Source organism: Pseudodesulfovibrio sp. zrk46 (assembly GCF_012516435.1).
Classification (GTDB): Bacteria; Desulfobacterota; Desulfovibrionia; order Desulfovibrionales; family Desulfovibrionaceae; genus Pseudodesulfovibrio.
The window spans coordinates 662,419-689,410 of sequence record NZ_CP051216.1 but is presented as its reverse complement, the minus strand read 5'-3'; the positions used below and the strand labels follow the sequence as shown (position 1 = coordinate 689,410).

The 26,992-nt window shown below is 57.3% G+C and carries 28 protein-coding genes; 15 read left to right on the top strand and 13 right to left on the bottom strand.

All coding sequences use genetic code 11. The features are described from left to right. Window positions 1-13: 13 nt before the first annotated feature. Together hemC and HFN16_RS03215 are read left to right on the top strand one after the other, a co-directional pair. Complete coding sequence (gene hemC / locus HFN16_RS03220) at window positions 14-946, top strand: hydroxymethylbilane synthase (protein ID WP_168889325.1); 933 nt, start codon at window positions 14-16, stop codon at window positions 944-946. Window positions 947-1,156: 210 nt separating this feature from the next. Beyond that, entirely contained in the window at window positions 1,157-1,354 is a 198-nt protein-coding gene (locus HFN16_RS03215) for a hypothetical protein (protein ID WP_168889324.1), read from the top strand. A gap of 673 nt (window positions 1,355-2,027) precedes the next feature. On the opposite strand, the gene HFN16_RS03210 is transcribed toward HFN16_RS03215, so the two are convergent. From HFN16_RS03210 to pyrR, 3 genes are read right to left on the bottom strand one after another with little or no spacing between them, the layout of a single operon-like run. After that, window positions 2,028-2,642 carry a hypothetical protein gene (locus HFN16_RS03210; RefSeq protein ID WP_168889323.1) on the bottom strand — a complete coding sequence of 205 codons (615 nt, stop codon included), beginning with the start codon at window positions 2,640-2,642 and terminating at the stop codon, window positions 2,028-2,030. Beyond that, window positions 2,639-3,175: a homoserine kinase gene (thrB, locus tag HFN16_RS03205; protein WP_168889322.1), complete on the bottom strand. Its 537-nt coding sequence runs from the start codon at window positions 3,173-3,175 to the stop codon at window positions 2,639-2,641. The genes HFN16_RS03210 and thrB overlap by 4 nt, the downstream gene beginning before the upstream one ends. Before the next feature lie 6 nt (window positions 3,176-3,181). Then, window positions 3,182-3,721, bottom strand: coding sequence for a bifunctional pyr operon transcriptional regulator/uracil phosphoribosyltransferase PyrR (gene pyrR / locus HFN16_RS03200; protein WP_168889321.1), 540 nt, complete (start codon window positions 3,719-3,721; stop codon window positions 3,182-3,184). Between the two features lie 167 nt (window positions 3,722-3,888). Between pyrR and HFN16_RS18855 the strand changes: the two genes are divergently transcribed. The 3 genes from HFN16_RS18855 to HFN16_RS03185 all read left to right on the top strand — a co-directional run bounded on the left by HFN16_RS18855 (window position 3,889) and on the right by HFN16_RS03185 (window position 5,212). Then, the gene (locus HFN16_RS18855; RefSeq protein WP_247648424.1) at window positions 3,889-4,233 is read left to right on the top strand and encodes an IscA/HesB family protein; all 345 of its coding nucleotides are present in this window, start codon (window positions 3,889-3,891) and stop codon (window positions 4,231-4,233) included. A gap of 122 nt (window positions 4,234-4,355) precedes the next feature. Beyond that, a complete protein-coding gene (locus tag HFN16_RS03190) occupies window positions 4,356-4,694 on the top strand; it encodes an IscA/HesB family protein (RefSeq protein WP_168889319.1) in 339 nt (112 codons plus the stop codon). Between the two features lie 197 nt (window positions 4,695-4,891). Next, window positions 4,892-5,212 carry a heme biosynthesis protein HemY gene (locus HFN16_RS03185; RefSeq protein WP_168889318.1) on the top strand — a complete coding sequence of 107 codons (321 nt, stop codon included), beginning with the start codon at window positions 4,892-4,894 and terminating at the stop codon, window positions 5,210-5,212. An 88-nt stretch (window positions 5,213-5,300) separates the two neighbouring features. Here HFN16_RS03185 and HFN16_RS03180 read toward each other — a convergent pair whose 3' ends face one another. After that, window positions 5,301-5,654, bottom strand: a complete 354-nt coding sequence (locus HFN16_RS03180) for a hypothetical protein (RefSeq protein WP_168889317.1) — start codon at window positions 5,652-5,654, stop codon at window positions 5,301-5,303. Between the two features lie 131 nt (window positions 5,655-5,785). On the opposite strand from HFN16_RS03180, the gene HFN16_RS03175 reads away from it, so the two are divergent. The 6 genes from HFN16_RS03175 to HFN16_RS03150 all read left to right on the top strand — a co-directional run bounded on the left by HFN16_RS03175 (window position 5,786) and on the right by HFN16_RS03150 (window position 9,940). Next, window positions 5,786-6,103, top strand: coding sequence for a metalloregulator ArsR/SmtB family transcription factor (locus HFN16_RS03175; protein WP_168889316.1), 318 nt, complete (start codon window positions 5,786-5,788; stop codon window positions 6,101-6,103). Window positions 6,104-6,197: 94 nt separating this feature from the next. Next, window positions 6,198-7,211 (top strand): permease, encoded by a 1,014-nt coding sequence (locus tag HFN16_RS03170; RefSeq protein WP_247648490.1) that lies wholly within the window; start codon window positions 6,198-6,200, stop codon window positions 7,209-7,211. Window positions 7,212-7,526: 315 nt separating this feature from the next. Then, window positions 7,527-7,757 (top strand): thioredoxin family protein, encoded by a 231-nt coding sequence (locus HFN16_RS03165; protein ID WP_168889314.1) that lies wholly within the window; start codon window positions 7,527-7,529, stop codon window positions 7,755-7,757. Between the two features lie 18 nt (window positions 7,758-7,775). Beyond that, on the top strand, window positions 7,776-8,204 hold the full coding sequence (locus tag HFN16_RS18850) for a thioredoxin domain-containing protein (protein ID WP_247648423.1): 429 nt from the start codon (window positions 7,776-7,778) through the stop codon (window positions 8,202-8,204). 3 nt (window positions 8,205-8,207) lie between these two features. After that, window positions 8,208-8,912 (top strand): cytochrome c biogenesis protein CcdA, encoded by a 705-nt coding sequence (locus HFN16_RS03155; protein ID WP_168889313.1) that lies wholly within the window; start codon window positions 8,208-8,210, stop codon window positions 8,910-8,912. Window positions 8,913-9,100: 188 nt separating this feature from the next. Then, window positions 9,101-9,940 carry a class I SAM-dependent methyltransferase gene (locus tag HFN16_RS03150; RefSeq protein WP_168889312.1) on the top strand — a complete coding sequence of 280 codons (840 nt, stop codon included), beginning with the start codon at window positions 9,101-9,103 and terminating at the stop codon, window positions 9,938-9,940. Window positions 9,941-10,021: 81 nt separating this feature from the next. On the opposite strand, the gene HFN16_RS03145 is transcribed toward HFN16_RS03150, so the two are convergent. Next, a complete protein-coding gene (locus HFN16_RS03145) occupies window positions 10,022-11,383 on the bottom strand; it encodes a multiheme c-type cytochrome (RefSeq protein WP_168889311.1) in 1,362 nt (453 codons plus the stop codon). Window positions 11,384-11,391: 8 nt separating this feature from the next. Continuing rightward, on the bottom strand, window positions 11,392-11,961 hold the full coding sequence (locus HFN16_RS03140; RefSeq protein WP_168889310.1) for a NapC/NirT family cytochrome c: 570 nt from the start codon (window positions 11,959-11,961) through the stop codon (window positions 11,392-11,394). Between the two features lie 342 nt (window positions 11,962-12,303). Between HFN16_RS03140 and HFN16_RS03135 the strand changes: the two genes are divergently transcribed. Together HFN16_RS03135 and HFN16_RS03130 are read left to right on the top strand one after the other, a co-directional pair. After that, window positions 12,304-14,583, top strand: a complete 2,280-nt coding sequence (locus tag HFN16_RS03135) for a response regulator (RefSeq protein WP_168889309.1) — start codon at window positions 12,304-12,306, stop codon at window positions 14,581-14,583. After that, window positions 14,584-15,960, top strand: a complete 1,377-nt coding sequence (locus HFN16_RS03130) for a sigma-54 dependent transcriptional regulator (protein WP_168889308.1) — start codon at window positions 14,584-14,586, stop codon at window positions 15,958-15,960. 1 nt (window position 15,961) lies between these two features. On the opposite strand, the gene HFN16_RS03125 is transcribed toward HFN16_RS03130, so the two are convergent. Then, the gene (locus tag HFN16_RS03125) at window positions 15,962-16,795 is read right to left on the bottom strand and encodes a WcbI family polysaccharide biosynthesis putative acetyltransferase (protein WP_168889307.1); all 834 of its coding nucleotides are present in this window, start codon (window positions 16,793-16,795) and stop codon (window positions 15,962-15,964) included. A gap of 136 nt (window positions 16,796-16,931) precedes the next feature. Between HFN16_RS03125 and cobT the strand changes: the two genes are divergently transcribed. Next, complete coding sequence (cobT, locus tag HFN16_RS03120; RefSeq protein WP_168889306.1) at window positions 16,932-18,002, top strand: nicotinate-nucleotide--dimethylbenzimidazole phosphoribosyltransferase; 1,071 nt, start codon at window positions 16,932-16,934, stop codon at window positions 18,000-18,002. A 384-nt stretch (window positions 18,003-18,386) separates the two neighbouring features. On the opposite strand, the gene lon is transcribed toward cobT, so the two are convergent. From lon to lptE, 5 genes are all read right to left on the bottom strand, one after another. Beyond that, window positions 18,387-20,930 (bottom strand): endopeptidase La, encoded by a 2,544-nt coding sequence (lon, locus tag HFN16_RS03115; protein WP_168889305.1) that lies wholly within the window; start codon window positions 20,928-20,930, stop codon window positions 18,387-18,389. Window positions 20,931-21,028: 98 nt separating this feature from the next. Then, window positions 21,029-21,301, bottom strand: coding sequence for an acylphosphatase (locus HFN16_RS03110; protein ID WP_168889304.1), 273 nt, complete (start codon window positions 21,299-21,301; stop codon window positions 21,029-21,031). A 20-nt stretch (window positions 21,302-21,321) separates the two neighbouring features. Then, window positions 21,322-22,005, bottom strand: coding sequence for a DNA repair protein RadC (radC, locus tag HFN16_RS03105; protein ID WP_168889303.1), 684 nt, complete (start codon window positions 22,003-22,005; stop codon window positions 21,322-21,324). 47 nt (window positions 22,006-22,052) lie between these two features. Further along, complete coding sequence (locus HFN16_RS03100; RefSeq protein WP_168889302.1) at window positions 22,053-23,045, bottom strand: DNA polymerase III subunit delta; 993 nt, start codon at window positions 23,043-23,045, stop codon at window positions 22,053-22,055. A 12-nt stretch (window positions 23,046-23,057) separates the two neighbouring features. Then, the gene (gene lptE, locus HFN16_RS03095; RefSeq protein ID WP_168889301.1) at window positions 23,058-23,552 is read right to left on the bottom strand and encodes an LPS assembly lipoprotein LptE; all 495 of its coding nucleotides are present in this window, start codon (window positions 23,550-23,552) and stop codon (window positions 23,058-23,060) included. 264 nt (window positions 23,553-23,816) lie between these two features. On the opposite strand from lptE, the gene HFN16_RS03090 reads away from it, so the two are divergent. Continuing rightward, complete coding sequence (locus tag HFN16_RS03090) at window positions 23,817-24,005, top strand: hypothetical protein (protein WP_168889300.1); 189 nt, start codon at window positions 23,817-23,819, stop codon at window positions 24,003-24,005. A 414-nt stretch (window positions 24,006-24,419) separates the two neighbouring features. On the opposite strand, the gene leuS is transcribed toward HFN16_RS03090, so the two are convergent. Next, window positions 24,420-26,921: a leucine--tRNA ligase gene (gene leuS / locus HFN16_RS03085; protein WP_168889299.1), complete on the bottom strand. Its 2,502-nt coding sequence runs from the start codon at window positions 26,919-26,921 to the stop codon at window positions 24,420-24,422. Window positions 26,922-26,992: the final 71 nt, after the last annotated feature.

Below are 26,992 nucleotides of genomic sequence, written 5' to 3'. Positions count from 1 at the left end.
TATAAGGTAAACCATGAAGAAACTCGTCATCGCTACCCGTGGCAGCGCCCTGGCCCTCTGGCAGGCCAATCACATCAAGGACTGCCTTGAGGCCGAGCATTCCGGCCTGGAGGTCGAACTGCTCAAGATCAAGACCAAGGGCGACAAGATTCTGGACGTGCCCCTGGCCAAGGTCGGCGGCAAGGGCCTCTTTGTGAAAGAGATCGAAGAAGCACTCCTCGATGGCCGCGCCCACCTCGCTGTCCACTCCATGAAGGACGTGCCCACTGTACTGCCCGAAGGCCTTGAAGTCGGCATCATCCCCGAGCGCGAGGAACCCACTGACACCCTGCTGTCCGTCAAGTATGACGGTCTCGACGGTCTGCCCGAAGGCGCCCTCGTCGGTACTTCCAGCCTGCGACGTCAGTCCCAGCTTGCCGCTCTGCGTCCTGATCTCAAGATCACCTGGCTGCGCGGCAACCTCGACACCCGCGTGCGCAAGCTCATGGATGGCGAGTACGACGCCATCATCCTCGCCACTGCCGGTCTGAACCGTCTGGGCATGACCACTCCCAAGATGGAAGTGCTCGGTCCCCCGAATTTTCTGCCCGCAGTCGCACAGGGTGCACTCGGCATCGAGTACAACGTGAACAACACCGAAGTTGTGGAGATGCTCCAGTTCCTGAACCACCAGCCCACCAAGTACCAGGTGCTCGCCGAGCGCGGCTTCCTCACCGGTCTGGACGGCGGTTGTCAGGTGCCCATCGCTGCCTGGTCCGAGATTGAAGGCGACCAGATTCGTCTCACCGGTTTCGTTGCCGACGTGGACGGCTCCCGTCCCATCCGCAAGATGGCCGAGGGCCACGTGGACAACGCATGGGACATCGGTATGATTCTCGCCGGTCAGGTTCTTGAAGCCGGCGGCAAAGAGATTCTCGAAGAAGTGTACGCTCGCGAGTCCGAGTAGCTGATATCAACGTTTATTCGGGACAAACAGCTCTGAATCTGTGCTGTTTGTCCCATATTCGATAAATATTTCGTGAATAAAATACAGAAAGTCCGCATTGTTGGCGACCGCAGGCCTCGCGGTCCCTTAAGAAACCTAAAGATATCCTCGTTTTCTCCGATAAGAGCTATAAGTCTTACTTATAAAGCTCCATGGAAGGAGGTACGAATTATGGAAGTTGGTGGTTTCGAAGTTAAGGCATTTAACGCAGCGGATCAGATGAAGTCCATCCGCAAGGTGCGCCTGCAACGTGAGGTTTTGGAAAATCCAGAAATGGCCCGGCAGTTAGTTAAGGTTGAATCAACTGGTACCTACAACGCCAAGGGTGAAGTCATCCAGGCTGTTTCAGGAGATCTCGGTGACGCGTAGCAAAGAGAAGCTCAAAAAAGAATAGGCCCGGTGCTGAATGCATCGGGCCTATTCTTTTTTGAGCTTCTCTTTAGTGGGCGGTTGGCGATAGCGGCGCATCTGCGCATTTTTCGTGCACCGTCTGGTCCTCACCGTAGCTAGGCTACGCCTCCGGCCAGCCGGCACCCGAGAAAATGCACAGCTGCACCACCCTCACCAACCTTGTGTGGTCGGGGAGGGGAGTGTGCTCCGTTAGGCACTGTGGGCGGTAGGTCGGTGTTGGGTGCTGCGCACCCAAGGCCCTTTTAGGTGAGATTATTTGGGGTTGGCGTGGGCGATAGTGTGTTGCTTTGTCTCTTACGAAGACCTGCATCAGCCCTTGAGAATGAGCCTTAGAAGCTGACCCAATCGAAGGCCGCCGATCAAAGACATTCTTTCCACAGCGACAAGTCGCGCAGTACAGCCTAAGGCATTCTATTGGGATCAGATTCTCGGCGAGAAATCACGAGGCGGCTGAGCTACTCAAGCCGCGTTTCTTTGGTTCTTTCTTGGGGCGGCTCAGCCAAGAAAGAACCGCCGTCCGCGTAGGACATGGAGGAGCAAAGCGACAGCTCTCGCGCTTGAAAAGCGCGCATCTTTCCAAATAAAAAAGCCGCCCAAAAGGGCGGCCTTCCTTATCTCTTCTCTATAAAAACTACTTGAACCTTGGTGGTCCCAACACGATCATCTCGGCAATCGTGTGGTCGACCTTGGGCATTTGGCGCAGCTTCTTGCCGACGAACTGCATCTCCAGCATGACCAGATCCTTGTACAGGTTGGTGCGGTTGACCACCGGGGCCAGCTTGCCGTCCTTTTCATACTCTTCGGTGAGTTCCTGACAGCGGTAGCAGCCCGGGAACTGGATCTGTTGGCCGTTTGGCTTCACCAGCATGTTGGGGACGCCGTGCATGCGGCAGATCATCAGGCGGTGCTTGTAGAGACCGCAGATGCCTTGCTTTTCATCGATGTTGAGCGGGCACATGACGTGGGGACGCTCGCCGCGGGCCAGTGCCTGCTGGGCTTCGTCCACGTACTGCTGGGCCTTTTCCTTGATGGCTTCCAGCTGATCGGCGGGGAGCTGGTTGAGCCCTTCCCACATGTACGCCCACTCGATGTAGGTGTGATGCTGGAAAAAGGAGAGGCAGCAGTTGTCGGTGCAGCCGTCGCAGGTCATGCCGATGGCTTCGGCAGCTTCGCCGTACTGGGCGACCATTTTTTCGTATATGGCGGCCAGCTTGCGGAAAGCGGCCTTGGGAGTCAGCTTGTTCATATCAGGTCTATGGCTTGGATGATCTGTTCCACGCATTCTTCCGGCGTGGATTTGTCGGTGCGGACAACGATGTCAGCCGCGGCACGGTACAGCGGCTGCCGCTCATTGTAAAGATCGCTCAGGCTCTTGCCCGGAGCAATGGCGAGGCCACGGTTCTCGGCGTCGCCCACTCGTTCGAGAAAGGTGGACTCGTCGATGTCGAGGAGCACCATCTTGCCGAGGCTCTTGAGCTGGGTAACGGCCTTGTCGCTGTAAATGACGCTGCCGCCCGTGGAGATGACGGTGCGGGTCAGGTTCAGCTCGCTGACCAGATGCTCTTCGATGCGCAGGAACTCTTGGAGCCCGTAAGTGTCCATGATCGTCTGCAACGGCATGGCGTAGTAGGACTCCATGTAGCGGTCGGTGTCGAGCTGGCCCCAGTCGAGGCGCTCGGCGAGCATCTCGCCCAGAGTGGATTTGCCGGCGGCGGCCATGCCCACCAAGGTGATGCAGGGCTGCGGGATCGGGTCCGGCTGAATGGGAGTAAAGGCCATCTAAAACTACTCCTCAACGAGGCAGACGCGGTCTTCCTGATCCCGTTCGGTGACCAGCACGTTGACATGCTGCTTGCCGGAGGTGGACACCTTCTTGCCAACGTAGTCGGCCTGAATGGGCAGCTCGCGGTTGCCGCGGTCAACCATCACCAGCAATTCGACGCGCTGCGGGCGGCCGTAGTCGAGGATCGCTTCGAGGGCAGCACGGATGGTGCGGCCGGAGAACAGTACGTCGTCCACCAGCACGATGGATGCGCCTTCGATATCGAACCCGATTTCGGAACAGTTGATGGTGGGAGCAAGCTCCAGATTGGTGGTCCAGTCGTCCCGGTACAGGTTGATGTCCAGCTTGCCCAAGGGGACCTTGCGGCCCAGACGTTCGTCCAGCAGCTTCTTCAGCCGCTCGGCCAGGTCTGCTCCGCGCCGCTGGATGCCGATGATCGCCAGAGTCTCATTGTCTCCGCGACGTTCGATCACTTCAACGGCCAGCCTTTCCAGGGTCCGGCTCATTTCCTTGTCATTCAGGATGGTGCCGCATTCTTTCATAATGTATTGCCTCTCAGGTCACGTGTAGCCAAGTTTGCAAACCTTGGAATTATCCCATGAACCAAGGTGGGTCAACATTCCTGGAAGAAATGTGCGTTTTTCGATTTGACAAACATTACTATTGGTCTTACCTCTTCAATTCCCGACCATTCATAGGAGGCAATTTAATGTTTGAACTGACTGAAGCTGCACAGAAGCAGCTTGAAGGCTACTTCCAGGACAAAGAACCTTCTCCGGTTCGTGTCTATCTCGCAGCCGGAGGCTGAGCAGGCCCTCGCCTGACTCTGGCTCTGGATGAGCCTAACGATAAAGACGAAGTGTTTGAGGCCGGTGGATTCACCTTCCTCATTGACAAGGAACTTCTTGGCCAGACCGGCAAGGTAAAGATCGACATGACCTACTATGGTTTCGTCGTCGAATCCGAAAAACCGGTCGGCGGTGGCGGTGGCTGCTCCGGCGGCTCCTGCGGCACCGACAGCGGCGGCTGCTCCAGCAGCGGTTGCTCCTGCTAAGACGATCCAGTCTGGCACCAAATGCGGCGTCTCTACTTGAGACGCCGCTTTTTTTTGTCCTCATACACTTCCCTGAATAGACAACCATTCCGCTCGACGGAATTCAAAAACAAGGAGTTTGTATGATTAGTGTCACTCCCCCCGCTGCCCAGGCTTTCAGCGATTACTTCAAAGACAAGACTGCCAGCCCCATCCGCATTCACCTCATCGACGGCGGTTGCTCCGGCATGCGTCTGTCTCTGGCTCTGGACGAGAAACGTGACGATGATCACGCTATTGATCAGGAAGGTTTCCAGTTCCTCGTCAACAAGGAGCTTGCCGAAGCCACGGGCAAACTCTCCATTGATATGAGCGAATACGGTTTTACGATAAATTCCGAAAACCCCGTGGGCGGTGGCGGTTGCGCCAGCGGTTCCTGCGGCTCTGCCGGCGGCTGCTCCAGCAGCGGTTGTGGCTGCTAATTCAGGCCCCTATCAACAGTCGCGGCGTCTCCCTGTGGAGACGCCGTTTTTTTGTTGTTGCGAGCGGGTTTCGTAGGGTTACAGTTAAGTTAATAATAGTACTTTTCCACTTTTCGGAGCAATTGTTCACAGGACTGTTGTTTTTCGTGGACGAATCCTTTATATAGTCCCAGAAATTTCATCCCTCAGGAGTCTGTATGATTAACGTGACTGAGTCTGCCAGGCAGGGATTGGCCTCTTTCTTCGGAGATAAAGAGGTTCGTCCTATCCGCATCCACCTTGCCAACGGGAACCTTAAAACCCGACAACTACTTTTGGCGTTGGATGACCAGTGTTCAGGCGATCAGGCAGTCACGTGTGAGGATTTCACCTTCATCATAAATAAGCGCCTCGCCGAATGTACAGGCGACTTATATATAGACAAGACCCCCGTCGGCTTTTCCATTAATTCCGAAAAACCCATCGTCGACGATTGCGGCATCTACCCCAAAGGCGGCTCCCGAGGCTGTGGCGGTTAGAGCCGTTTTTTTGTATCTGAGAACCAGAAAGGCCTGCTGAAAAGCAGGCCTTTCTTGTTGGCTGTGGTTGGGAAGTGAGAGGCAGATCTTACACGGAAAGAGTGAATCCGGCCTTGGCAAAGGTATACTGGCCTGCCTGCAGCAGGGCGATCTCGTTCTCCTTGGAGGAAATCTGGCGATACTTCTCGTCGTCGGGCAGGGCGGAATTCCAGACCTGGGCGATCTCTCCGCGTACCACGTTGATACGCTTCTCAATGGAATCCAATGAGAAGGTCCCGGCCTTGATAGGCTCAATGGCCGCTTCCTTGAAGGCGGCTATGGCTTCTTCGGAAAACTCGACCATGTCGCCGAGTACCCGGGCAGCTTCGTTCTGCGCCACTTCCTTGAGGTGCATCTCGAAACTCTGCCCACCCTTGTGGGCCTGATCCAATTCGATATACATGGGCCAACCCTCCGTGGTTTGCCTGTGCAAGTCATATCGGTAGCATCTGAATATTTCTTTATGGAATCTTAACCCGCTGCTCTTGACAGTTGGCTAACGCTTGGCTATTTTGCCAAATGAAAGGAGACGACATGAACAATGCAATCCCGCATGAAATAGTATCGCCCCGGCAGTTCGAGGAGCGGGCCAAGGTCATGAAGGCCATGGCACACCCGTCCCGACTGATGATGGTGGACGAGCTGTCGCGCGGGGAGCGGTGCGTGTGTGATCTTCAGGAGCTGGTGGGACACGACATCTCCACGGTGTCCAAGCACCTCAACGTACTGAAGAAGGCGGGCATCGTCGTTGACGAGCGGCGCGGCAAGCAGGTTTTCTACAGCCTGAAGGTGCCGTGCATCCTCAATTTCTTCGAGTGCGTCGAGTCTGTCATTTCCGCCAACCGAAAATAATATTTTTTTACTGATACATTTGGCGAAATTGCCAAAGGAGTTTGATATGACAACCGAAACCAAAGTCCAGGCTGCACAGGAGCGCGAACCCGGCATGGGCAAATACCTCGCCCTGACCGGTCTGGCCCTGATCGTTTGGTACGCCATCTACAGTCAGCTTTTACCGTTTTCCGAGTGGTTCGCTTACTCCCTTCTTGGGATGACCCCGGAAAGTCATCTCGGTGCGGCCATCCAGTTCTTTGTCTACGATACGCCCAAGGTGCTGATGCTCCTGTTGTTGGTCGTGTTTGCCGTGGGCATTCTGCGCTCTTTCGTAACTGTGGAGTGGACGCGTAAGGTGCTGGCCGGAAAGCGCGAGTCCGTGGGTAACGTGCTCGCCGCATTGCTGGGTGTGGTCACCCCGTTCTGTTCCTGTTCGGCCGTACCGCTGTTCATCGGTTTCATGACCGCAGGCGTGCCGTTGGGTGTTACCTTTTCCTTTCTGATTTCCGCTCCCATGGTCAATGAGATCGCGTTAGTGCTCCTGTACGGTCTGCTCGGTTGGGAAGTGGCTGCGCTCTACTTTGTCACGGGCATCACCGTGGCCGTCGTTGCGGGCTGGACCATGGGGCGCATGAAGTTGGACAACCACGTCGAAGACTGGGTTCGTCAGATTCGCGCTGGTGAGAGTGGTCTGGAAAATCAAAAGTTGTCCTGGCCCAACCGGTTCGATTACGCGCTCGATTCCGTCAAGGACATCGTTGGCCGTGTGTGGAAGTTCGTGGTCATCGGCATCGCAGTCGGCGCAGGAATCCACGGCTATGTGCCCGAGGGGTATCTTGCAGGTATCATGGGCGACTCCACTTGGTGGTCCGTCCCCTTATCCGTGCTCATCGGTATCCCCATGTATACTAACGCTGCCGGTGTCATCCCGGTTGTTGAAGCCCTGCTGGGTAAGGGCGCAGCGCTCGGTACAGTGCTCGCCTTCATGATGAGTGTCATCGCCCTGTCGTTCCCGGAGATGGTCATTCTGCGCAAGGTGCTCAAGCCCAAGCTCATCGCCGCTTTCATCGGTGTGGTCGGTTCCGGTATCCTGTTGGTGGGGTATCTGTTTAACGCGATTATTTAGACGGGAAAGAAGGCTGGAACCGCCCTAGCGGGCGGGATGAAGAATGGACTAGCAGGGCTGCCTGCCCTGCACCCGGCTCAAGGCCGAGGGCCTTAAGAATCCCGTCTGCGCCTTTGGCGCAAGGGTGAGTTTATAAAAAAGAAGGCCTTAAAAGGTCGCTCAGCCTCGAGCGAAGCGAGCGATAAAAAGTTTTGGAGATTCTTGCTTTAGCCGTTCCCGAGTCTTCGAGGGTTACGGATAAAGACAGCAGAGATAGACGCCCCACCGGCGAGGTGCCGCCGGAGGCAATAAGCAATCAATTTAAGGAGACATATCATGAAGATCCAAGTGATGGGCCCTGGCTGCCCCAAATGCGATGAGGCTGAAAAGACTGTCCGTGACGCCGTTGCCGAAGCTGGCATTGTTGCTGAAATCGTCAAGGTGAAGGACTTTCAGGAGATCGCCAAATACGGCATCTTTTCCACCCCGGCTGTTGTCATTGATGACGAGGTAAAAGTGGTGGGCAAGGCTCCGAGTAAAAAGGAAGTTCTCAGCTGGATCAGCTAGAACCAAAAGGAGTACCCATTGAAAATCGCCAGACAGTTCCCTGTTCTTGTTCTGCTCGTCCTCATCGGCGTATTTGCAACGGCCTGCTCAACAGAATCGACCGAAGCGGAGGGTAAGGCGCCATCCGCTTCGGATCTTATCTCCGGCAGCCCTCAACAGGTGCCGGTCCCGGATATGGTCACCATGGTGGATATCGGGGCGCATGAATGCATCCCGTGCAAAATGATGACTCCCATTATTGAGGAATTATCTGTTGAATACGAGGGGCGGGCTGCCATCGCCTTCATCGATGTGTGGAAACATAAGGAACAGGCTGCCAAGTTTGGTATCAGTTCAATTCCCACACAGATATTCTATGACGCCAAGGGACAGGAACAATTCCGGCACGTAGGTTTCTTAAGCAAGGAAGCCATTGTCAGCACTCTGGCAAAGCTCGGCGTGGAGTAGCGCATGAATCAGCTCTTCTTCGCCGTTAATGAATGGCTGGTAAGTGGCACAGGACTGGCCGCCCTTGGGGCGTTCTCATGGGGCATGATCAGTGTCCTGTTCTCGCCGTGCCACCTTGCCTCCATCCCGCTGATTGTGGGGTACGTGGGCGGACAGAAGGAGCTGGTCCGGGGCAAGCAGGCCGCGGTCTATGCGAGCCTGTTCACATTGGGCCTGTTCCTGACCATTGCCGCTGTGGGCATTGTTTGTTCCATGCTGGGCCGCATGCTCGGCGATATCGGTTCGTGGTGGACAGTGCTGGTGGGCGGCATACTCGTTTGGGTGTCACTGGACATGCTCGGCGTGTCCAAATGCGGTATGCATGGGAACCTTTTGGGTAAATTGCGCCTTAAAGGATATTGTGGCGCGTTCATTCTGGGGCTGGCTTACGGCATTCTGTCTGGTTCCTGCACCTTTGGCTTCATTGCTCCCATTCTTGCCATCATTACGGTGCAGGGCGAGGTGGTTGCTGGAACGGGCATGATCCTGCTGTTTGGCATCGGTCATTGCCTGCCCATTGTTGTGGCGGGGAGTTCCACCTCTTTCGTGCAGAAATTGATGGAGAGCAAACAGTGGCAAACAGGCGGAGCCGTGTTTCGAAAGATGGCTGGCGGCGTGATCGGCCTGCTTGGTCTCTATTTTATTCTTCAGCCGTTGCTGGATATCTGATCTGTTTACATGGAAGAATTTGTTCTTCCTTTTCTCTTCCGGAATTCGTTGACTTCCAATTCGGCTGGCGATACTCCTGCCGCCATGTACTCCTAGGCCCACCATATCGGCTTCGGTTCGCGTCAACTCGGCGCGCTATCGCTTACACGCCTCCTTGGCGTGGTCTTACCGCTTTTACGGAGTACATCATGAATAAAAATATATTCGACACCCTTACCACCACACCTCGTCCTGACAACCTGTGGGACGGCAGTCATAAAATCCCGTGGAATGATCCCGCGTTCAGTCAACGCATCCTCAAGGAACACCTGTCGCAGGACCACAATCTGGCCAGCCGCAAGGCGGAGTTCATCAGCCGTCAGGTTGAATGGATTCACTCCCGCTGCCTGACCGGTGACAACATGTCCATCCTCGACCTCGGCTGCGGCCCCGGTCTGTATGCCGCGTCTCTCGCGGGCGACGCTCATCGCTACCAAGGCATCGACTTCAGCCCTGCGTCCATTGAATATGCCACGCATCAGTTCGGCTCCAATTGTTGCAGCTTCCGCCTGGGAGATGTGACCACTACTGAGTTCGGTGGGCCGTATGATCTCACAATGATGTTGTACGGCGAGCTGAATGTCTTCTCACCGGACAACTGCAAGGCGATCCTGCGCCGGGCGTGGAAATCCCTGAATCCCGGCGGACGACTGCTGGTGGAATTCCAGAATCCGGATGCCATCAGAGGGTTGGGGCAATCGCCCAATTCGTGGACACGCGCTGAAGAGGGCGGCCTGTTCTCGGATGAGCCGTACGTGAGCCTGACAGAGAACCACTGGTTCGAGGAGCAGGGCGTGACTCTGCAATGCTTCCATGTCCTCGTCAGCGGGGCCGCCAAGCCTGTGACCTACCGCAGCACCACCAAAGCGTGGTCGCGTGAGGAGATGAAACGCCTCCTTGATGAAACCGGATTTACTGAAGTCCGGTTCCATGAAGACTGGCCTCTGCCGGATGACAGCCTGATGCTTGTTTCCGGACTCAAGAAGTAAAAAGGAAAGGGCCCCGTACTTGCGTGCGGGGCCCTTGTTGGTAGTGAGGTTCGCCACTTCAGGCGGGATACTTTCGTCGGCCTAGTCCGGAGCGGTGGACATTACGTGTGACAGCTCTTCGATCTTGCCGGTCTTGAGGCGGTAGTCGTAGAGCGCTTCCATGTCGTAGAACACCTGGAATACCTGGAAGAAACCATGCCAGTGAGCATAGTCCGGGCCGTTCATGGCGGCACCGTGACGTGCGCGGCGGCCGGCGTGGTGCCACAGGAAGTACATGAGTTCCTGGTAGCCGTCCTTCCACGGGTTATCACCGAGGAGGTTCTTCTCCTTCAGGGTGTTCTTCATCTCGACAGCCTTATCCCAGTACGCATTGTACAGGGCAACGGTGTTGTCGAGCAGGTCACGCTGAGCGTTGGTGTGGGTGCTGGAGTGGCAGTTCTTACAAACCATGCGCATCTTCTTGTCACCTTCAACACCATTGCCGCGAGTGCCGGAACGGATTTCGGAGCGGGCGTGAACCAGGTCCCACTTGAGGCGGTCAGCCACGTTGTGGGTGGTGGTCAGCTCGCCGATGCCGGACATGTGGCAAACGGCACAGGTGGGAGCATCGTAATCGCCGGGTTCCCAAGTGTCGGGAGCGGCTTCGAAGTTCCACTTTTCGCTGTGAGCGTTGTAGATCTGGCCGTGCTTGGACTCTTCGTAGATTTCGATCTGCGGATGGTCCGGGCCGAGGTGGCAGGAAGCACAGGCTTCGGGCTTGCGGGCTTCGGAGACCGCAAACTGGTGGCGGGTGTGACAGACGGTACAGGTACCGACGGATCCGTCGGGGTAGCGGGTGCCGACGCCGCCGGGCCAGGTTTCCTTGATGGGCTTGTTGTCCGTGCCGAGTTCAACCTGGGTGCCGTGACACATCTGGCAACCGGAAGCGCTAGCGGCGCGGTTGGGGCCGGAACCCTTTTCGATGCCGAGATGGGTACCACCTTCATGGGTGTACATCAGGGCCTGGAACTTGGGTACTTCCAGCAGCGGACGGCTGGCGCCCATTGCGTGGTTGGACTTCAGGAACTGCTCGACTTCACGCGGGTGACACTTCGAGCAGGTCTTGGAGGATACCATGGGGGAGGTGTAGATGTTCGTTCCGCGAACACCTTCACACTGGCTCGCCATGGGAGAATCCTTTTCCACGACGTGACAGTCGTAGCAAGAAACCGTGGCGTGACCCATCTTACCATTCTTCCAGTTTTCAACGATGCCGGGTGTCTTCTGTGAGTGACACTCAATGCATGCTTTGGCTTCTTTGGTGTAGCCGCGATGCACAACGAGCTGCTTCTTCTCAAGGCTAATACCTTCAAGCTCTGCGGCGGCCTGAGCGGGCCCCGCGAGCATGAGAGTCATGCAGCAAATGAATCCGGCGACGGCTAACGTACCGAAAACTTTTTTCATAACCTCTCCTACTTCTTGCCTGCGACTTGCGGGCTCTGTTTGAAATAGTTGTTGATTTCCGTGACCATGTTCTTGTGGCCGACATGCTCGTGGCAATCCACGCAACGTTTGTCCAGATCGCCGATGAGGTACTGCCTGTGCGCCAGAATGCCGCTTGTCCTCATGCCTTTCGGCTCGAGGTTAACGTGACATTTGCGACAGGCATTGTCGTAGGTGAATTCGCGCCGGAATTTGGCGCGGCCAGCCCAGTCGTACGTGTAGGGGTCGATAATCATGTTCATGATAATGTCCCGAGTCCCGGTGTACGCCTTGGCCGTCACGAACTCCACAAAACCGCCATGCGGCAAGTGACAGTCCACACACTGCGCTTCAAGGCCTTTGGGATTGGCGCCTCCGTGCGTCTCTTTCTTCCACGCAACCCTGAAGGGTTTCATTACGTGACAAGTGACGCAGAATTCGTCGGTGTTCGTCACCTGGAGCATATAGCCCGAGGCGAGGATCAAGCCGACGGTCAGGAGAATGCCGACGAGCATGCCTGGCAACAGCTTTCTGCTAAAACGCTTCTCACTGTTTGCCATTCATACATCCCTTTCCTTGCAGTTGAACGTGTCTTAATGCGGCCGAATATGCCGCCTGCCCCCAGCCAACCTCACTGTACGGACCGCCAAACCAAAACGGCCCGAATACAATTTTGTGCTGAGCATACAACAATATTCATGCCATTGGGAGGAAATCTTATTATATTTTTAAATCGTTGCGAGAAGGGCCTTTGCGGGGCGATAGGGATGACCTGAGAAAACGGAATCAGAAAAAAGTGTCCTCTTTTTATGACTTGTGTCATGTATTGCTGACAGAGTGTATGGTATCCATGACACGTTCCGCTCCTGAATCCATTTGTCGAGGCGCGGCATGGGGGAAACATGAAAGAGAAGATATCGTTGCGTGGCCGATTGCTGTGGCCTTTGGGAATCGGATTTCTGTGGCTTCTGTTCCTGCTGGTGCTGGCCGTGTGGTCAGCCCGTTCCGAACGGTCGCATGTGGCCACCATGGCCGAGCGCGAAGCCAAGGCTTTTTTCCAGCAGGTGGTCATCACCCGCGCCTGGAACGCAGCACATGGCGGTGTCTATGTTGTCTCCACGCCGCAGAATCAGCCCAACCCCTATCTCAAGGAAAAGGGGCGAACCGTCGAGACGGTGCAGGGTGTCACCCTGACCAAGATCAACCCCGCGTACATGACGCGCCAGATCTCCACCATTGCCCGCAGCGATCATGACGTGAATTTTCATATCACCAGCCTCGATCCCATCCGTCCCGGTAACAAGGCGGATGAATGGGAGGCCGAAGCCCTCAAGGAATTTGACCGGGGCGCCAAGGAGAAATTCGATCTGGTGGCCACTCGTTACGGTCAGTTTTTCCGTTACATGGCTCCGCTCATGGCAGAGAAACGGTGCATGCGTTGTCACGCCGAATACGGCCATTCGGATAAAACCATCCTCGGCGGCATTTCCGTCACCTTTGCGGCTGAACCGCTCATCCATACGCGAAAGAGTTCCGTGGCCCAGACCCACCTCGCCTTCACCCTGATTTTTCTCGTCGGTTTCGTGGGTATCTGCGGGTCTACCTATCTGATTCAGAAGAAGCGTGAGGAGGCGGAGCGCGCCAACCGGACCAAGTCCGTGTTTCTGGCCAACATGAGCCATGATATGCGCACGCCGCTTAACGGTATCATGGGCATGACCGAGTTGATGCAGAAGAAGGGGCTGGCCCACACCCAGAACCGCTACGCCGAGATGGTTCGCCATGCGGCTTGGACCCTGCTGGAGATCATCACCGATATTACCGACTTTTCCCGTCTCGAGTCCGGGCGGCTGGAGCTGTCCGAGAAGGTCTTTGACGTGCGCGGCATGTTGGAGGAGGCCCTGTCCGTGTTCCGCTTCGAGTCCGAGAACAAGGGCGTGGCTCTGAGCATTGAGGTGTCCCCGGACGTGCCGCGCGTCCTCAAGGGCGATGCGTTTCGTCTTAAGCAGGTGGTCACCAATCTGGTGGGCAATGCCATAAAGTTCACGCAGGACGGCCATGTCTACGTGCGCATGTCTCTGGGCGAACCGCCAACAGGCAAGGCTGCGGCCGGCTTGTGCAATCCGGTTCGTGTTCGAGTGGAGGTCGAGGATACCGGTATGGGCATCCCTGAAGAGGAGCAGGCAGAGATTTTCGAGTCCTTCCGTCAGGTGGATGAGTCCTATGCCAAGAAGCACGAGGGTTCCGGCCTCGGGTTGGCCATCTGCAAGCAGTTAGTTGCCATGATGGGCGGAACTATTTCCGTGGATTCCGTACTGGGCAAGGGGTCGATCTTTGCCTTTGACGCGCTGCTCTGCACTCCCGGTTCGGGCGAGGCAGAAGAAGATGTTCTGGAAACTTCCGCCGAAGCCCCCGACACGCCGCGCCGTCGAATTCTGGTGGCCGAAGACAATCCCCTGAACCAGACTTTTGCCCGGACCATTCTTGAAGAAGCCGGGCATGAAGTAACCTTGGCCGAGAACGGCATCGAGGCCCTCAGGCTCTTGAGCGAGAGCGAATACGACATGGTGTTCATGGACGTGCAGATGCCCGAGATGGACGGGCTGGAGGCGACCCGCCGGGTCCGCGAAGGACAGGCCGGGACGCACTCCCAAACCATCCCCATTGTGGCGGCTACTGCCTTTGCCGTTCCCGGTGACCGGGACAAGTGTATGGAAGCAGGCATGAATGGCTATGTGGTCAAGCCCCTTGAGAGCCGTGACCTGCTACAGGCGGTGGCCTCATTTACCGGACAAGCTGAAGATATGGAGACTGTTGATATGGCCCCCGCACCGCAGAAGAACGACATCGTCATCGACGTGGAACTCGCCCTTGAACGACTGGGCGGCCGTCGCGAACTCTTTGACAAGCTGGTGGCAACCTTCCTCGATGATTCGCCTCGCAAGCTGGCGGCCCTGTCCGAGGCCGTCACTTCCGGTAACACGGAAGAAGTGTTGCGCCTGTCTCATGGGTTGAAGAACTCTGCAGGCATGGTGCAGGCGCCCGAGATGGCCGCTGTGGCGCTGGAGCTGGAAATGGCTGTGCGCGAAGAGCGTTTGACCGAGATTCCGGAATTGACCGATTCGCTCATGGCTGCTTCGGACGCGACCATGCTGGCACTCAGGAAATTGGTGGAGGCATAGATGGCCAAGATTCTTCTCATCGACGACGAACAGATGATGCACGTCCTGTTTGCGGATGTTACCGCCGGGCTCGGCCATCATTTCGAGGCTGCCGAGTCGCTGGCCGAAGGGTGGGCCAAGGCGGAGTCCGGTGATCACGACGTGGTCTTTCTGGATGTACTTCTGCCTGATGGCAACGGAATCGAGGAACTCAACCGTTACAAGGACTTGCCCGGCTCGCCCGAGGTCATTGTCATCACCAGCCATGGCGACTCCACCGGCGCAGCCACCGTGTTGGAGCAGGGCGGCTGGGAATATCTGACCAAGCCCCTGACCGTGGACAAGATCGAGCAGTCGGTGCGCGACGTGGTCACATACCGACAACATCAGGCACCCGCCAGGAGCAGGGAGAATCGACCTTCCGGGATTATCGGGGCCAGCCCGCTCCTGATGCAGTGCCTTGCCAAGATCGAGGATGCCGCCCGCATGGATGTGCCCACCATGATCCATGGCGAGACCGGTACGGGTAAAGAGTTGTTCGCCAAGGCCGTGCATGAGCGGGGTAACCGCGCGGCGCGTCCCTTTGTCACCCTCGACTGCGCTGCTTTGTCGCCCACTCTGATCGGGTCACAACTTTTCGGCCATGTGCGTGGCGCGTTCACTGGCGCCGACCGTTCCCGCGATGGCGTGATCGCGCAGGCGCACACCGGGACGCTGTTCATGGATGAGATCGGTGAGTTGCCGCTGGAGATGCAGGCATCCTTCCTGCGTGTACTCGAAACCGGCCGCTTCCGTCCGGTGGGTAGCCAGTCCGAACGGGAATCCGATTTTCGTCTGGTGGCCGCTACCAACAAAGACTTGGAAGAGATGGCTCGTCTCGGCCTGTTCCGCAGCGACCTGCTGTATCGACTACGCGGCGTGACCGTGACCTTGCCTCCGCTGCGCGATCGCCTGGAGGATTTGGAACTGCTGGCCCGCCACTATTTCGAAGCCGCCTGCAAGGAACTCGGCGTGGCCTGCAAGGAGATAAGCGATGAATTCTGGGCCACGCTGCATGCCTATCCGTGGCCGGGCAATGTCCGTGAGCTCAAGCACGCCGTGCGCCGTGCCCTTGCCGCTGCACAGGACGGCCCCATGATCTACAGCCGCCATCTGCCCACACAGGTGCGTATCAAGGCCGCGCAGGCCGGGCTGAACAACACGACCATGTCTCCCTCTGTTGCTCCTGCCGTTGCCGTGTTTCCCAAGCTCAAGGATTACCGCGACAAGGCGGAACGGGAATATGTGGAGATGCTGCTGGATCGCAGTGAGCGCAACATGAAAAAGGCCGCCGAAATCGCCGGGGTCTCGCGTGGATATCTATACGAATTGCTCAAGAAGCATGGGATGAAGCGGTAGGCTAGCTGTCGAGATATTCGCCCTGCAAATAGCCGATGAAATCAGTGACGCCCTTTGAGCGGGCTTCCACGTAGTTGGCCACGTACCGGGCATAGGTCATCTTGCGTCCGTAGATATTGTACTTGGTCTCGGGCGTGGCAAAATCCCAGCCGAAAAAGGCTCCCACTTTGGGATTGATGGGTTGCTCAAATTCCGGGAACGGATCACCCAAGGCGTCGAATGCCTCTGCAGGGGGCGGGGTCATGCCGAGGTGTTCCAGTATTCCCTTGGCCGCATGGTTCATGAGCCGAGGCCCGGGGTGGTTCACCGTGTTGTAGAGACGGCGACTTCCGAACTCCTCTTCGATCACATGCACATATTTGATGGGGGTGTGACTCTCTCGCTCCCGTTCCCGTTTGAGTGATGCTTCCACCAAGCCGGGCAAGTCGTATTTGGACTGCACATCCGAGCGCAGAAAGAGCATGACCGTTTCTTCGGGCGAGAGGCCCATGTCGATGTACGAATCAAGATGGGTGCACCGGTAGTTGAAGCCGCCTGCGCCACTCCACATGGGCCAGTAGCCGGTGAAGAACATGTTGGGAACGCACAGGTGCCGGGCGTTGGCTGGCAGTTTTCCGATCAGGACGTCTGAGGCGAGTTCATTCCATTTGGGCCCGAGATATTGATGCAGGAACAGCGAACAGCGTCCCAGTACATCATCAGGGACCGGCTCCCGGACATAGTTGGTGAACAGTCGGCAGTCATACTGCGCCGCGAATTCCGGGCATGCCATCAGCCGCTCGACCAGTGGTTCGCCCTGACAATTGGCGTGTACTATGCAGAGTTCTTTTGTCATCTGTTTTCCGGAACCTCTTGAAATATCCTGCAAAGAAATACCATGTCCGCGCCAGCCGTTCAACCACACGGTTTACACTGGGCTGGCGACAGTGTATCCACGCCCTACTAACGAAAATTCCATTCACGAGGATATAATGCAGAACCAATTTGACGCTGCCGTGGCAGCCATTCAGCCCGTTGACACTTCCCTCGCCGCCAAAGGCCAGGCCCATCTCGACAATCTGACCAAACCGCAGGGCAGCCTCGGTCGTCTCGAAGACCTCGCGCTCCAGATGTTCCTGATCAACCAGGGCGAGGGGCCCGCCGCCGACCCCATGCGTATCTACACCGTGGCAGGCGATCACGGCGTGGTCGAAGAGGGTGTCTCTCTCTTCCCGCAGGAAGTTACCCGTCAGATGATCCTCAATTTCCTCAACGGCGGTGCGGGCATCAATGTGCTCTCCAAGACCGCCGGAGCTGAACTCTACGTGGTGGACGCCGGTTCCTGCGGCGAAGGCTACGACGAACATCCCAACCTGATCCAGGCCAAGGTGGCTCCCGGCACTGCCAACCTCGCAGTCGGTCCGGCTATGACTCGCGAGCAGTGTCTCGAAGCGCTGCTGCTCGGTATTTCCCTCGCCGACCGCGCCCACGAGGACGGTGTTCGCACTCTCGGCACCGGCGACATGGGCATCGGCAACACCACGCCGTCCACCGCTCTCTACTGCGCGTATCTTGGTCTTGAGCCCGAGGCCATGACTGGTCCCGGCACCGGCCTCGACAAGAACGGCGTTGCTTCCAAGGCCGTTATCATCGGTCGCGGTCTCGAAACCAACAAGGCTGCCATCGAATCCGGCGACCCCGTAGCCATCCTCGCCGCCCTTGGCGGGCTTGAGATTGCAACCCTCGCAGGCCTCATCATCGGTGCGGCCAAGAATCGTCAGCTCGTCTGCGTTGACGGGTTTATTTCCACTGCCGCCTACACTGCCGCATGGAAGATCTGTCCGGCTGTGCAGGATTACTGTGTCATCAGTCACGCCTCCGCCGAGCCCGGTCATATCACCGCTGTAGAAGCCATGGGCCTCAGGCCGCTGCTCTCCCTCGGGTTCCGACTCGGTGAGGGAACCGGAGCCGCCTGCGCCATGTATCTCGTTCGTTCCGCCGCCGACATCTACAACAAGATGGCGACCTTTGCGGACGCGGGTGTAGCCGAAGCGACTGAGTAAGGAATGCCTCCGGCGGGCCGCTTCGCCAGCGGGGCGTCTCCGACGGCTTAAGAACCCTTTGAGAAAAGGGTTCTTATCTCTGCTGTCTTTATCCGTAACCCTCGAAGACTCGGGAACGGCTAAAGCAAGAATCTTCTAAACTTTTTGTAGCTCGCTTCGCTCGAGGATGAACGAGATTGGGAAGTTTTTAAATAAAAGTACTTTGCGGCGAAAGCCGCGAATGGGATTCTTAAGGCACTCGGCCTTAAGCCGGGTGCAGGGCAGGAAGCCCTGCTAGTCCATGCATAATTCCGCCCGTCAGGGCGGCTTCAAGTCCTGATTTCAAAATAAAAGAGCCCCGGAAGTATACGCTTCCGGGGCTCTTTGTCGTTTTTATGTCGCTGGCTAGTCAGCCTTGGCGAGGGGCCAGACCTCGTCGATCTTTTCGATGGTCTTGATGGTGATCTTCTTGAGCAGTTCGTCGGGCACCTCGGCGAGGTCCTTCTTGTTCTGCGAGGGAATGAGCACCTTCTTCATGCCGCGGGATACGGCGGCAAGAATCTTTTCCTTGATACCGCCGACGGGCAGTACGCGTCCGCGGAGCGAGATTTCGCCGGTCATGGCGACCTCGGGGTTGATGGGCGCGTCGGTCAGGGCGGAAATCAGGGCCGTGACCAGCGTGACACCGGCTGACGGACCGTCCTTGGGCGTGGCACCTGCGGGAACGTGTACGTGGATGTCCCGTTCGTCAACGAACTTGGGATCAATGCCGTACTCGTCGGCGCGGGCGCGGGCGATGGACAGAGCGGCCTGAGCCGACTCCTTCATCACTTCGCCGAGCTTACCGGTGAGGATCAACTTGCCCTTGCCGGGCATGGTGGTCACTTCGATGTGGAGCAGCTCGCCGCCGACAGGAGTCCAGGCGAGACCTACGGCAACGCCCGGAGGCAGTGCGGTTTCCTTCTCGTCATCGAGGAAGTGCGGCGGGCCAAGCAGCTTGTACAGGTTCTTGGCAGTGACCTTGAACGGTCCCTTTTCGCCTTCGGCCTTCTTGCGGGCCATCTTGCGGCACAGGGTGCCGATCTCGCGCTCCACGTTACGAAGGCCGGCCTCGCGGGTGTACTCGCGAACGACCTTGGAGACCAGCTTGTCGCTGATGACCAGCTCATCTTCCTTCAGGCCGTTTTCCTCGGTCTGACGGGGGATGATGTAGCGGCGCGTGATGACGGTCTTTTCGTGCTCGGTGTAACCGGGGATGCGGATGATCTCCATGCGGTCGCGGAGCGGGCCGGGGATGGAGTCGAGCATGTTGGCCGTGCAGATGAACATGACCTTGGACAGGTCGAAGGGCACGTTCAGATAGTAGTCGGTGAACGAGAAGTTCTGTTCCGGATCAAGCACTTCGAGAAGTGCGGAGGACGGATCGCCCCGGAAATCGGAACCGAGCTTGTCGATTTCATCGAGCATGATCACCGGATTGCGGGTGCCACACTGCTTGATGGCCTGAATGATGCGGCCCGGCATGGCGCCGATGTAGGTGCGGCGGTGACCACGAATCTCGGCTTCGTCACGCATGCCGCCAAGGGACATGCGATGGAACTTGCGGCCCAGAGAGCGTGCGATGGAACGACCAAGGGAGGTCTTACCCACGCCGGGAGGGCCTGCGAAGCAGAGGATGGGGCCTTTCATCTTCGGATTGAGCTTGCGTACGCTCAAGTATTCGAGGATGCGCTCCTTGACCTTCTCGAGGTCATAGTGATCGGTGTTGAGAATCTCTTCTGCCTTCTTGATGTCGAGACGGTCGCGGGAGAGCTTCTTCCACGGCAGCTCGATCATCCAGTCGAGGTAGGTGCGGATGACCGTGGCCTCGCTGGATTCGGCGTGCATGGATTCGAGACGGCGAAGCTGCTTGTGGGCTTCCTTCATCACTTCCTTGGGCATGCCGGATTTGATGATGCCCTGCTTGAGCTCTTCCATCTCCTCGGTTTCGTCGTTGTCGTCACCGAGTTCACGCTTGATGGCCTTCATCTGCTCGCGCAGGTAGAAGTCACGCTGAGCCTTGTCCATGCCTTCCTTGGCCATGGCCTGAATCTTGTTCTGCATGTTGGCCACTTCCACTTCCTTGAGAAGCTGGGAGTTGACCAGTTCCAGGCGGATCATGGGGTCCTGGCATTCCAGAATCTTCTGGGCAGCGTTGACCTTCATGCGCAGGTTGGAAGCGATGAGATCGGCCAGACGACCGGGGTCGCTGACGTTGTTCAGCACGGACATGATATCCTGCGAGGAGATGCCGCGCAGGGACAGGATGCGTTCGGACTGCTCGCGGGAGGAGCGGACCAGCGCTTCCTGCTCGCTGGTCAGGCTGGGAACTTCGGGCTCGATGATGGGTTCCAGCTCAGCGATGTGGTACGGCTCGTTGGCAGTAAATTTCTTGACCTTGGCGCGGGCCAGACCCTGCACGAGCACCTTGAGGCGGCCGTCGGGCATTTTGAGCATGCGCATGATCATACCCACGGTGCCGGTCAGGTAGAGATCTTCCTCAGCGGGATCTTCCACGGCCTCGTCTTTCTGGGTGAGGATCAGGATATAGCGGTCGTCGTTGAGGGAGGCGTCCACGGCCTGCACGGATTTCTCGCGGCCAACGAACAGGGGCAGGATCATGTAGTTGAAGACCACGATGTCGCGCACGGCCAGCACGGGCAGGACGGACGGGATATCCGAGGGATTGGGCGTAGCCAGATCTTCTCCGTCGGCGAACATGGCGGTGGAGCCGGGGCCGCCGGTCAGGGCTTCAATGATGTCCGGCAGGTCCTCGCCTTGTCCCGGACCCTGCGCCGGTTTCGGCGTGCTTTCGGGTTTGCGGACGGGCTGCTTCTTCTGTTGTGTATCCGGCTTTTTGCGCCTGATTTTCGCCGGTTTGATCGGCGATTTATTTTTCTTTTTGCTCAAGGGTATATCCTTTGATTGCAGTGAAAATGGGTCGGTTAAACCCAAATAAGTCGTAAAATCGGCTTGGCAAGTCCGATTTTCGTGTAATTTATAGAACTTTACGGCCGGACGTTGAAGCTGTCGATTATATCTTCGGCTTCGGACTCGGCGGAATCCACCTGAGTGACCCGTGCCAAGGGTGGTCCGTCATGCAAACGTTCTTTAAATTTAGCTAGTTGGGTGTCCTCTCCCAAGGCCAATCCTTCGACGTTGCCGTCGGATGTGTTGCGCACCCAGCCGGTCAGGCCGAGCTCCTTGGCCAAATCCTGGGTCCAGGCTCGAAACCAGACGCCCTGTACCTTGCCGTGTACGGTGAAATGCATCTGTTTCATATCCTGATCCCCTTTGGAGGTTAGAGTCGTCCCTGTTCGTTGAAGCTGTAGTAGTCGTGGTCCGTGACAACGAGGTGGTCCAGCAGCCGGATGTCCAGCCCTTCTGCCACTTCACGGATGCGGTCGGTGAGGAGCATGTCCTCGGTGGACGGATACGGATCGCCGCCGGGGTGATTGTGCGCCAGAATCAGGGATGTTGCCTCCAGCCGGAGTGCTGTCGCCATGATTTCGCGCGGGAAAACCGGGGTGGCATTGACCGTGCCCTTGGATACCTGCTCCCATGCGATGACCCGGTTTTTGTTGTCCAGAAAGGCGGCCCAGAATTCCTCGGTGCCTTTGTTGCCGATACGGGCCATGGCAGCCTTGGCAACATCGGCCGGATCAGACAGGGGCTGGCGGCTACGCGCACCTGCCTCGCCCAGACGGGCAAAGAGTTCCTGCATGAGCGCCCATTGCGCCTTGACGCCATCGCCCACGCCCTTGATGTCATCCAACTGATCGGGACGGGCCATGACAGCGTCTTTCAAAGAGCCGAACCGCTCGATGATGTCCTTGGCGAGCGGTTTGGTGTCCCTGCGCGGGATCACCAGAGCCAAGGCAAGCTCCAATACCTCATAATCCGCCAGGCTGCGCGGAGTCTGCAACAGCTTCTCCTTGAGCCGCTGGCGATGGCCGAGGTAATGTGGCTTTGCTTTCTCAGTCATATCGGGGATGTCAATCGCAGGAGTATTATTATCCGAGAATTATAACTCTAGAAGCGACGCTGTTGCCGTTTTGGCTGGAACAGGTCGATGAGGCCCGCGATGAGGATGTCGAGCACCTCTTCGTACTTGCGGGCACCGGTCTTGATGGAAAATTCGGCGTCGAGGGCGAGGTCGATCATACGCGCCACGCCTGCGCGGCCCAGTCGCTGGGCTACGGGTGTCTTCTTCTTGATAATGAAAGGGGCGCCCTTGGGCTGCTCGCCTCCCACAATCTGGCCGTACATGCGGGCCTGACTGGCCAGAAAACCGATGAGGTTGAACAGCATCTGGTCTTTGGCGGACTTGGCGTGGTCATCAATGACGCGCTTCCACACGGCTGCCTCGGCGCCGGGCTGGGCCAGCGCATCCATGAGGTCAAAGAAGGCCATCTCGCCGGTCTGGGCAATCAGGCCGATGTGCTCCTTGCGCACCATGCGTTCGTCGCCAGCGGCCAGTTCCATCTTGTCCAGTTCCAGCCGGGCTGCAACCGCATCCACGGGCAGGGCCTGTGTCAGTGCGCGGTCTGCGCCGGGCTCAAAGGTGATGTTGTTCTGCCGGGCCCAGTTGCGGACAAATTCGCCGAGAGAGCGGTAATCCAGTCCCTGCGATTCCCAGATCCATCCGTCCTTTTTGGCCTTCTTGAAAAGATTGCGGCGTGACAGAGTGGCCGGAACCGGAGCCTTCTTGGTCTTCCACTGTCCTTCGAGGCAGAAGATGGGGTAGATGTCCGAGCTGAGTCCTTTGACGCTGGCGTCCAGCTTGTCCCAGTGCTCGGCCTTGAGCGAGTGGGCGCGGCGGATGATCAGGGCCTTGGGCTCCGGAAACAGTGACTTGATGGTCAGGTCGGTCCAGAAGGTTTGCGGCAGCGGATCGTCATCGTCGCCCCAGAAGGTCTTGATGGTCCAGTCGTCCTTGCCGGTGGCCTTGAGCCGCTCGTTCACATGGGACTTGATCAGCTCGGGGTCCGGGCAGACAAGAAAGATATATTTGGGCCGATTCATACTGCGAACCGCCTAGTAGCCTTGGGACATTTTGTCGGCCAGTCGACGAATGCCGAGCTTGGTGACTTCGGCGTCCGCGTCGGCTTCCTCGCCAGAGTAAAAGGGCCAGGACTGGCTGATCTTGCCGGAACTCCACAACACGGAATCGTCCGTGGCGGATTTGACGGTGGCCTCGAAATCGAAAATGGCGCTGGACTGCAATGTCTCGTCGCTGGAACCGGAAACCGTGGTGGGGCGGTAGTACTTGATGATGCGAATACTGATCCACGCATCTGCCTCATGGCGATTGTCGGTCCAGGTAACTTCGCCTCGGTTGGTGAATTCGTCCTTGAGGAGCTTGCGAATACGCGGCTCCAACCACGTCAGCGTGGTGGGATTCTGCACGCCGGCGATGGCAAGTTTGCGATATTCCGGCTTGAGCACGAAATGGTTTTGCTCGCCAAAGCCATAGCCACACGCGGCGAGCAGAAGGGGCAGCAATAAAGCAATATATCGAAGGGATTTCATCCGTATTCTCCACAGATTGATGTCTTGGCGGAGAATGTACGTGGAAATGGGGGAAAGGTCTACTTTGAGGAGAGATGGTTGTACGTTATTTGGGTATTAAAAGCAGGAAATCAAATAAGGAAGCGGCTTATCAGCCGCGATTGACGGAAGAGGTTTGATTCGCCCCGTCCTGGGGCTCACCCCTTTGGGGCGTCGGTAAAGAACCGACGTCCAAATCTGCTGTCCTGCAGATTTGGCGGCCCTGAAGGCCGACTTCTTTTTGTCTTGCGCGACAAAAATGAAGCAAAAAACGCGCTTGAGTTGCTTGGCCGCCTCGTGATTCGTCGGCAAGGATCTGATCCAAGCTGGCAGCTTTTTGCTTGTGATGCTTCGCTGCGCTTCGCCACAATCAAAACAAGACGCTGCCTGTCGCTTGGTCAGTTTCTAAGCCGCTTGAATCAAGGGCTGGTGTAGGTCTTCGTGTGGAGATCGAAGTCATTGAGCGCCTTTAGCATTCTTTTGCTTAAACATACAAAGACCGGACTCAGCATTAAGCCCCATCGTGCTTAGAAGCTGACCAGATCGTTAGCCGTTAAATTTGGATAACTTATCGCAGCGACAAGTCGCGTAGCGCACCTCAAGGCTGACTGTCTGGATCAGATTCTCGCCCGACGGGGCAGCGGGGAGATCAAAAGCCGCGTTTCTTTGGTTCTTTCTTGGGGCGGCTCAGCCAAGAAAGAACCGCCGTCCGCGCAGGACGCCCCCGGCAGGGATAGCTTTGAAATCGGAGCCGAAGGCGACTTCATCATCTTTCTTTATTCCTTTCTCCCAATAAAAAAGGGCCGCCCAATCAGGCGGCCCTTCTTATATTCTAATCTTAACCAATCGCTAGTTAGCAACAATATTCACCAACTTGTTGGGAATCACGATAACCTTGCGAACGGTCTTGCCTTCGATGAACTTGGTGACATTCTCCTGTCCCAGCGCCATCTTCTCGGCGTCCTCTTTGGGCGCGTTGTTGGGGGCCTGGAACTTGCCGCGGACCTTGCCGTTGACCTGAACCACCATGGTGACTTCGTCCTTGACCAGAGCCTTCTCGTCAAAGGAGGGCCAAGCCTGCTTGGTGAGGCCGTCGGTGTGGCCCATGACCTGCCAGAGTTCCTCGCAGATGTGCGGAGCTACCGGAGCGAGCAGGGTGATTGCGGTTGCCACGGCAGAGGACAGGGCCTTGGGATCGGAATCGCCAAGCTTGTCCTTGAGCTGGTACATTTCGTTGACCAGTTCCATGATGGCCGCGATGACGGTGTTGAACTGGAACTCGTTCTCGATGTCGCGGGTGGCACGGCGGATGGTGTCGTGCTCCTTGAAGCGAAGCTGCTTGGCTTCCTCGGTCTGCGGATCGGAGAAGGAGCCGGCCAGCACGGGCTCGAGCTTGCCTTCCTGATCTTCCACCAGACGCCAGAGGCGGTTGAGGAAGCGGAATGCGCCTTCGATACCCTGATCGGACCACTCCAGTTCCTTGACCGGCGGGGAAGCGAACAGGATGAACAGACGGGTGGCGTCCGCGCCATAACGGTTGATCATGGCGTTGGGGTCAACCACGTTGCCCTTGGACTTGGACATCTTGCCGCCGTCCTTGAGCACCATGCCCTGAGTCAGCAGGTTGGCGAAAGGCTCGTCCACCTTGGCAAAGCCGCAATCGCGCAGGGCCTTGGTGAAGAAGCGGGAGTAGAGCAGATGCAGAATGGCGTGCTCGATACCGCCGATGTACTGGTCGACGTTCATCCAGTAGCTGGTGGCCTCATCGCTCATGGGCTCGGCTTCGTTGCGGGGATCGCAGTAACGCATGAAGTACCAGGAGGACTCGAAGAAGGTGTCGAAGGTGTCGGTCTCGCGACGGGCAGCCTTGCCACAGGTCGGGCATTCGCAGTTCACGAATTCTTCCATGGTGGGCAGCGGGGACTTGCCGTCCTTGCGTACCTGAGCGTTCTCCGGAAGCATGACCGGGAGCTGGTCCTCGGGGACCGGAACCGCACCACAGTCATCACAGTAGATGACCGGGATGGGAGCACCCCAGAAACGCTGACGGGAGACGTTCCAGTCGCGCAGACGGTAGTTGACTGCCATCTTGCCACGGCCGGACTTGTCCAGCTCTTCCACGATGGCCTTCTTGGCCGGTTCGTTCTCGGTGCCATCGAACTCACCAGAGTTCACGAGGATACCGGGATCGGTGTAGGCCTCGGTCATGTCTTCAACCTTGAGGACCTCGCCCTTTTCGGCCAGCTCTTTGGGGTTGATGACGACCTGCAGGGGCAGTTCGTACTTCTTGGCAAATTCAAAGTCGCGCTGATCGTGGGCGGGAACGGCCATGACTGCGCCGGTGCCGTAGCCCATCAGGACGAAGTTGGCGACGAAAATGGGGATGTCCTTACCGGTGACCGGGTTCACGCAGTACTTGCCGGTGAAGATGCCTTCTTTCTCAAGATCGTCGGCGCCGCGCTTGATGCGGTCCATGTTCTTGATGTTGTTGACGAAAGCTGCGATCTCTTCCTTGTTGTCGGCGTCGGCGATGAGCTCTTCCACCATGGGATGCTCGGCGGCAACGGACATGAAAGTCGCACCGTACAGGGTGTCGGGACGGGTGGTGAAGACGTCGATGGTCTTATCCATGTCCTTCACCTGGAAGGTCAGCTCAGCACCGTAGGACTTGCCGATCCAGTTGCGCTGCATGGTCAGCACGCGCTCGGGCCAGCCGCCTTCGAGGCTTTCGAGATCCTTGAGGAGCTCGTCGGCGTAGTCGGTGATGCGCAGGAACCACTGCTCCATGTCTTTCTGTTCGACTTCGGAGTCGCAGCGCCAGCACAGGCCTTCCTCGACCTGTTCGTTGGCCAGGACGGTGTTACAGGTGGGGCACCAGTTCTGCGGGGAGTCCTTGCGGTAGGCGAGGCCTTTCTCAAGGAACTTCAGGAAGAACTTCTGTTCCCACTTGTAGTACTCGGGACGGCAGGTCGCCATCTCGCGGCGCCAGTCGTAGGAGTAACCGAGACGCTGCAGCTGTTCGCGCATCTCGGAGATATTCTGGTAGGTCCACTCGGCGGGGTGGGTCTCGTTCTTGATGGCCGCGTTTTCAGCGGGCAGACCGAAGGCATCCCAACCCATGGGGTGCAGCACGTTGAAGCCCTGCATGGACTTGAAGCGTGCCACCACGTCGCCGATGGAGTAGTTGCGGACGTGGCCCATATGGATCTTGCCGGAGGGATAGGGGAACATCTCAAGCACGTAGTACTTGGGCTTGTCCGCATCGACCTCCACCTCAAAGCAGCCGGACTCGTTCCAGACCTGCTGCCATTTTTTCTCAATTTTTTCCGGATCGTATTTTCCTAAAGCCATTGTATTTCCCTTGTCGGCTAGTTGGAAAATGCGCGGTTAAGGCCGATGCCCTAGCCGCGCATTTGGAAACA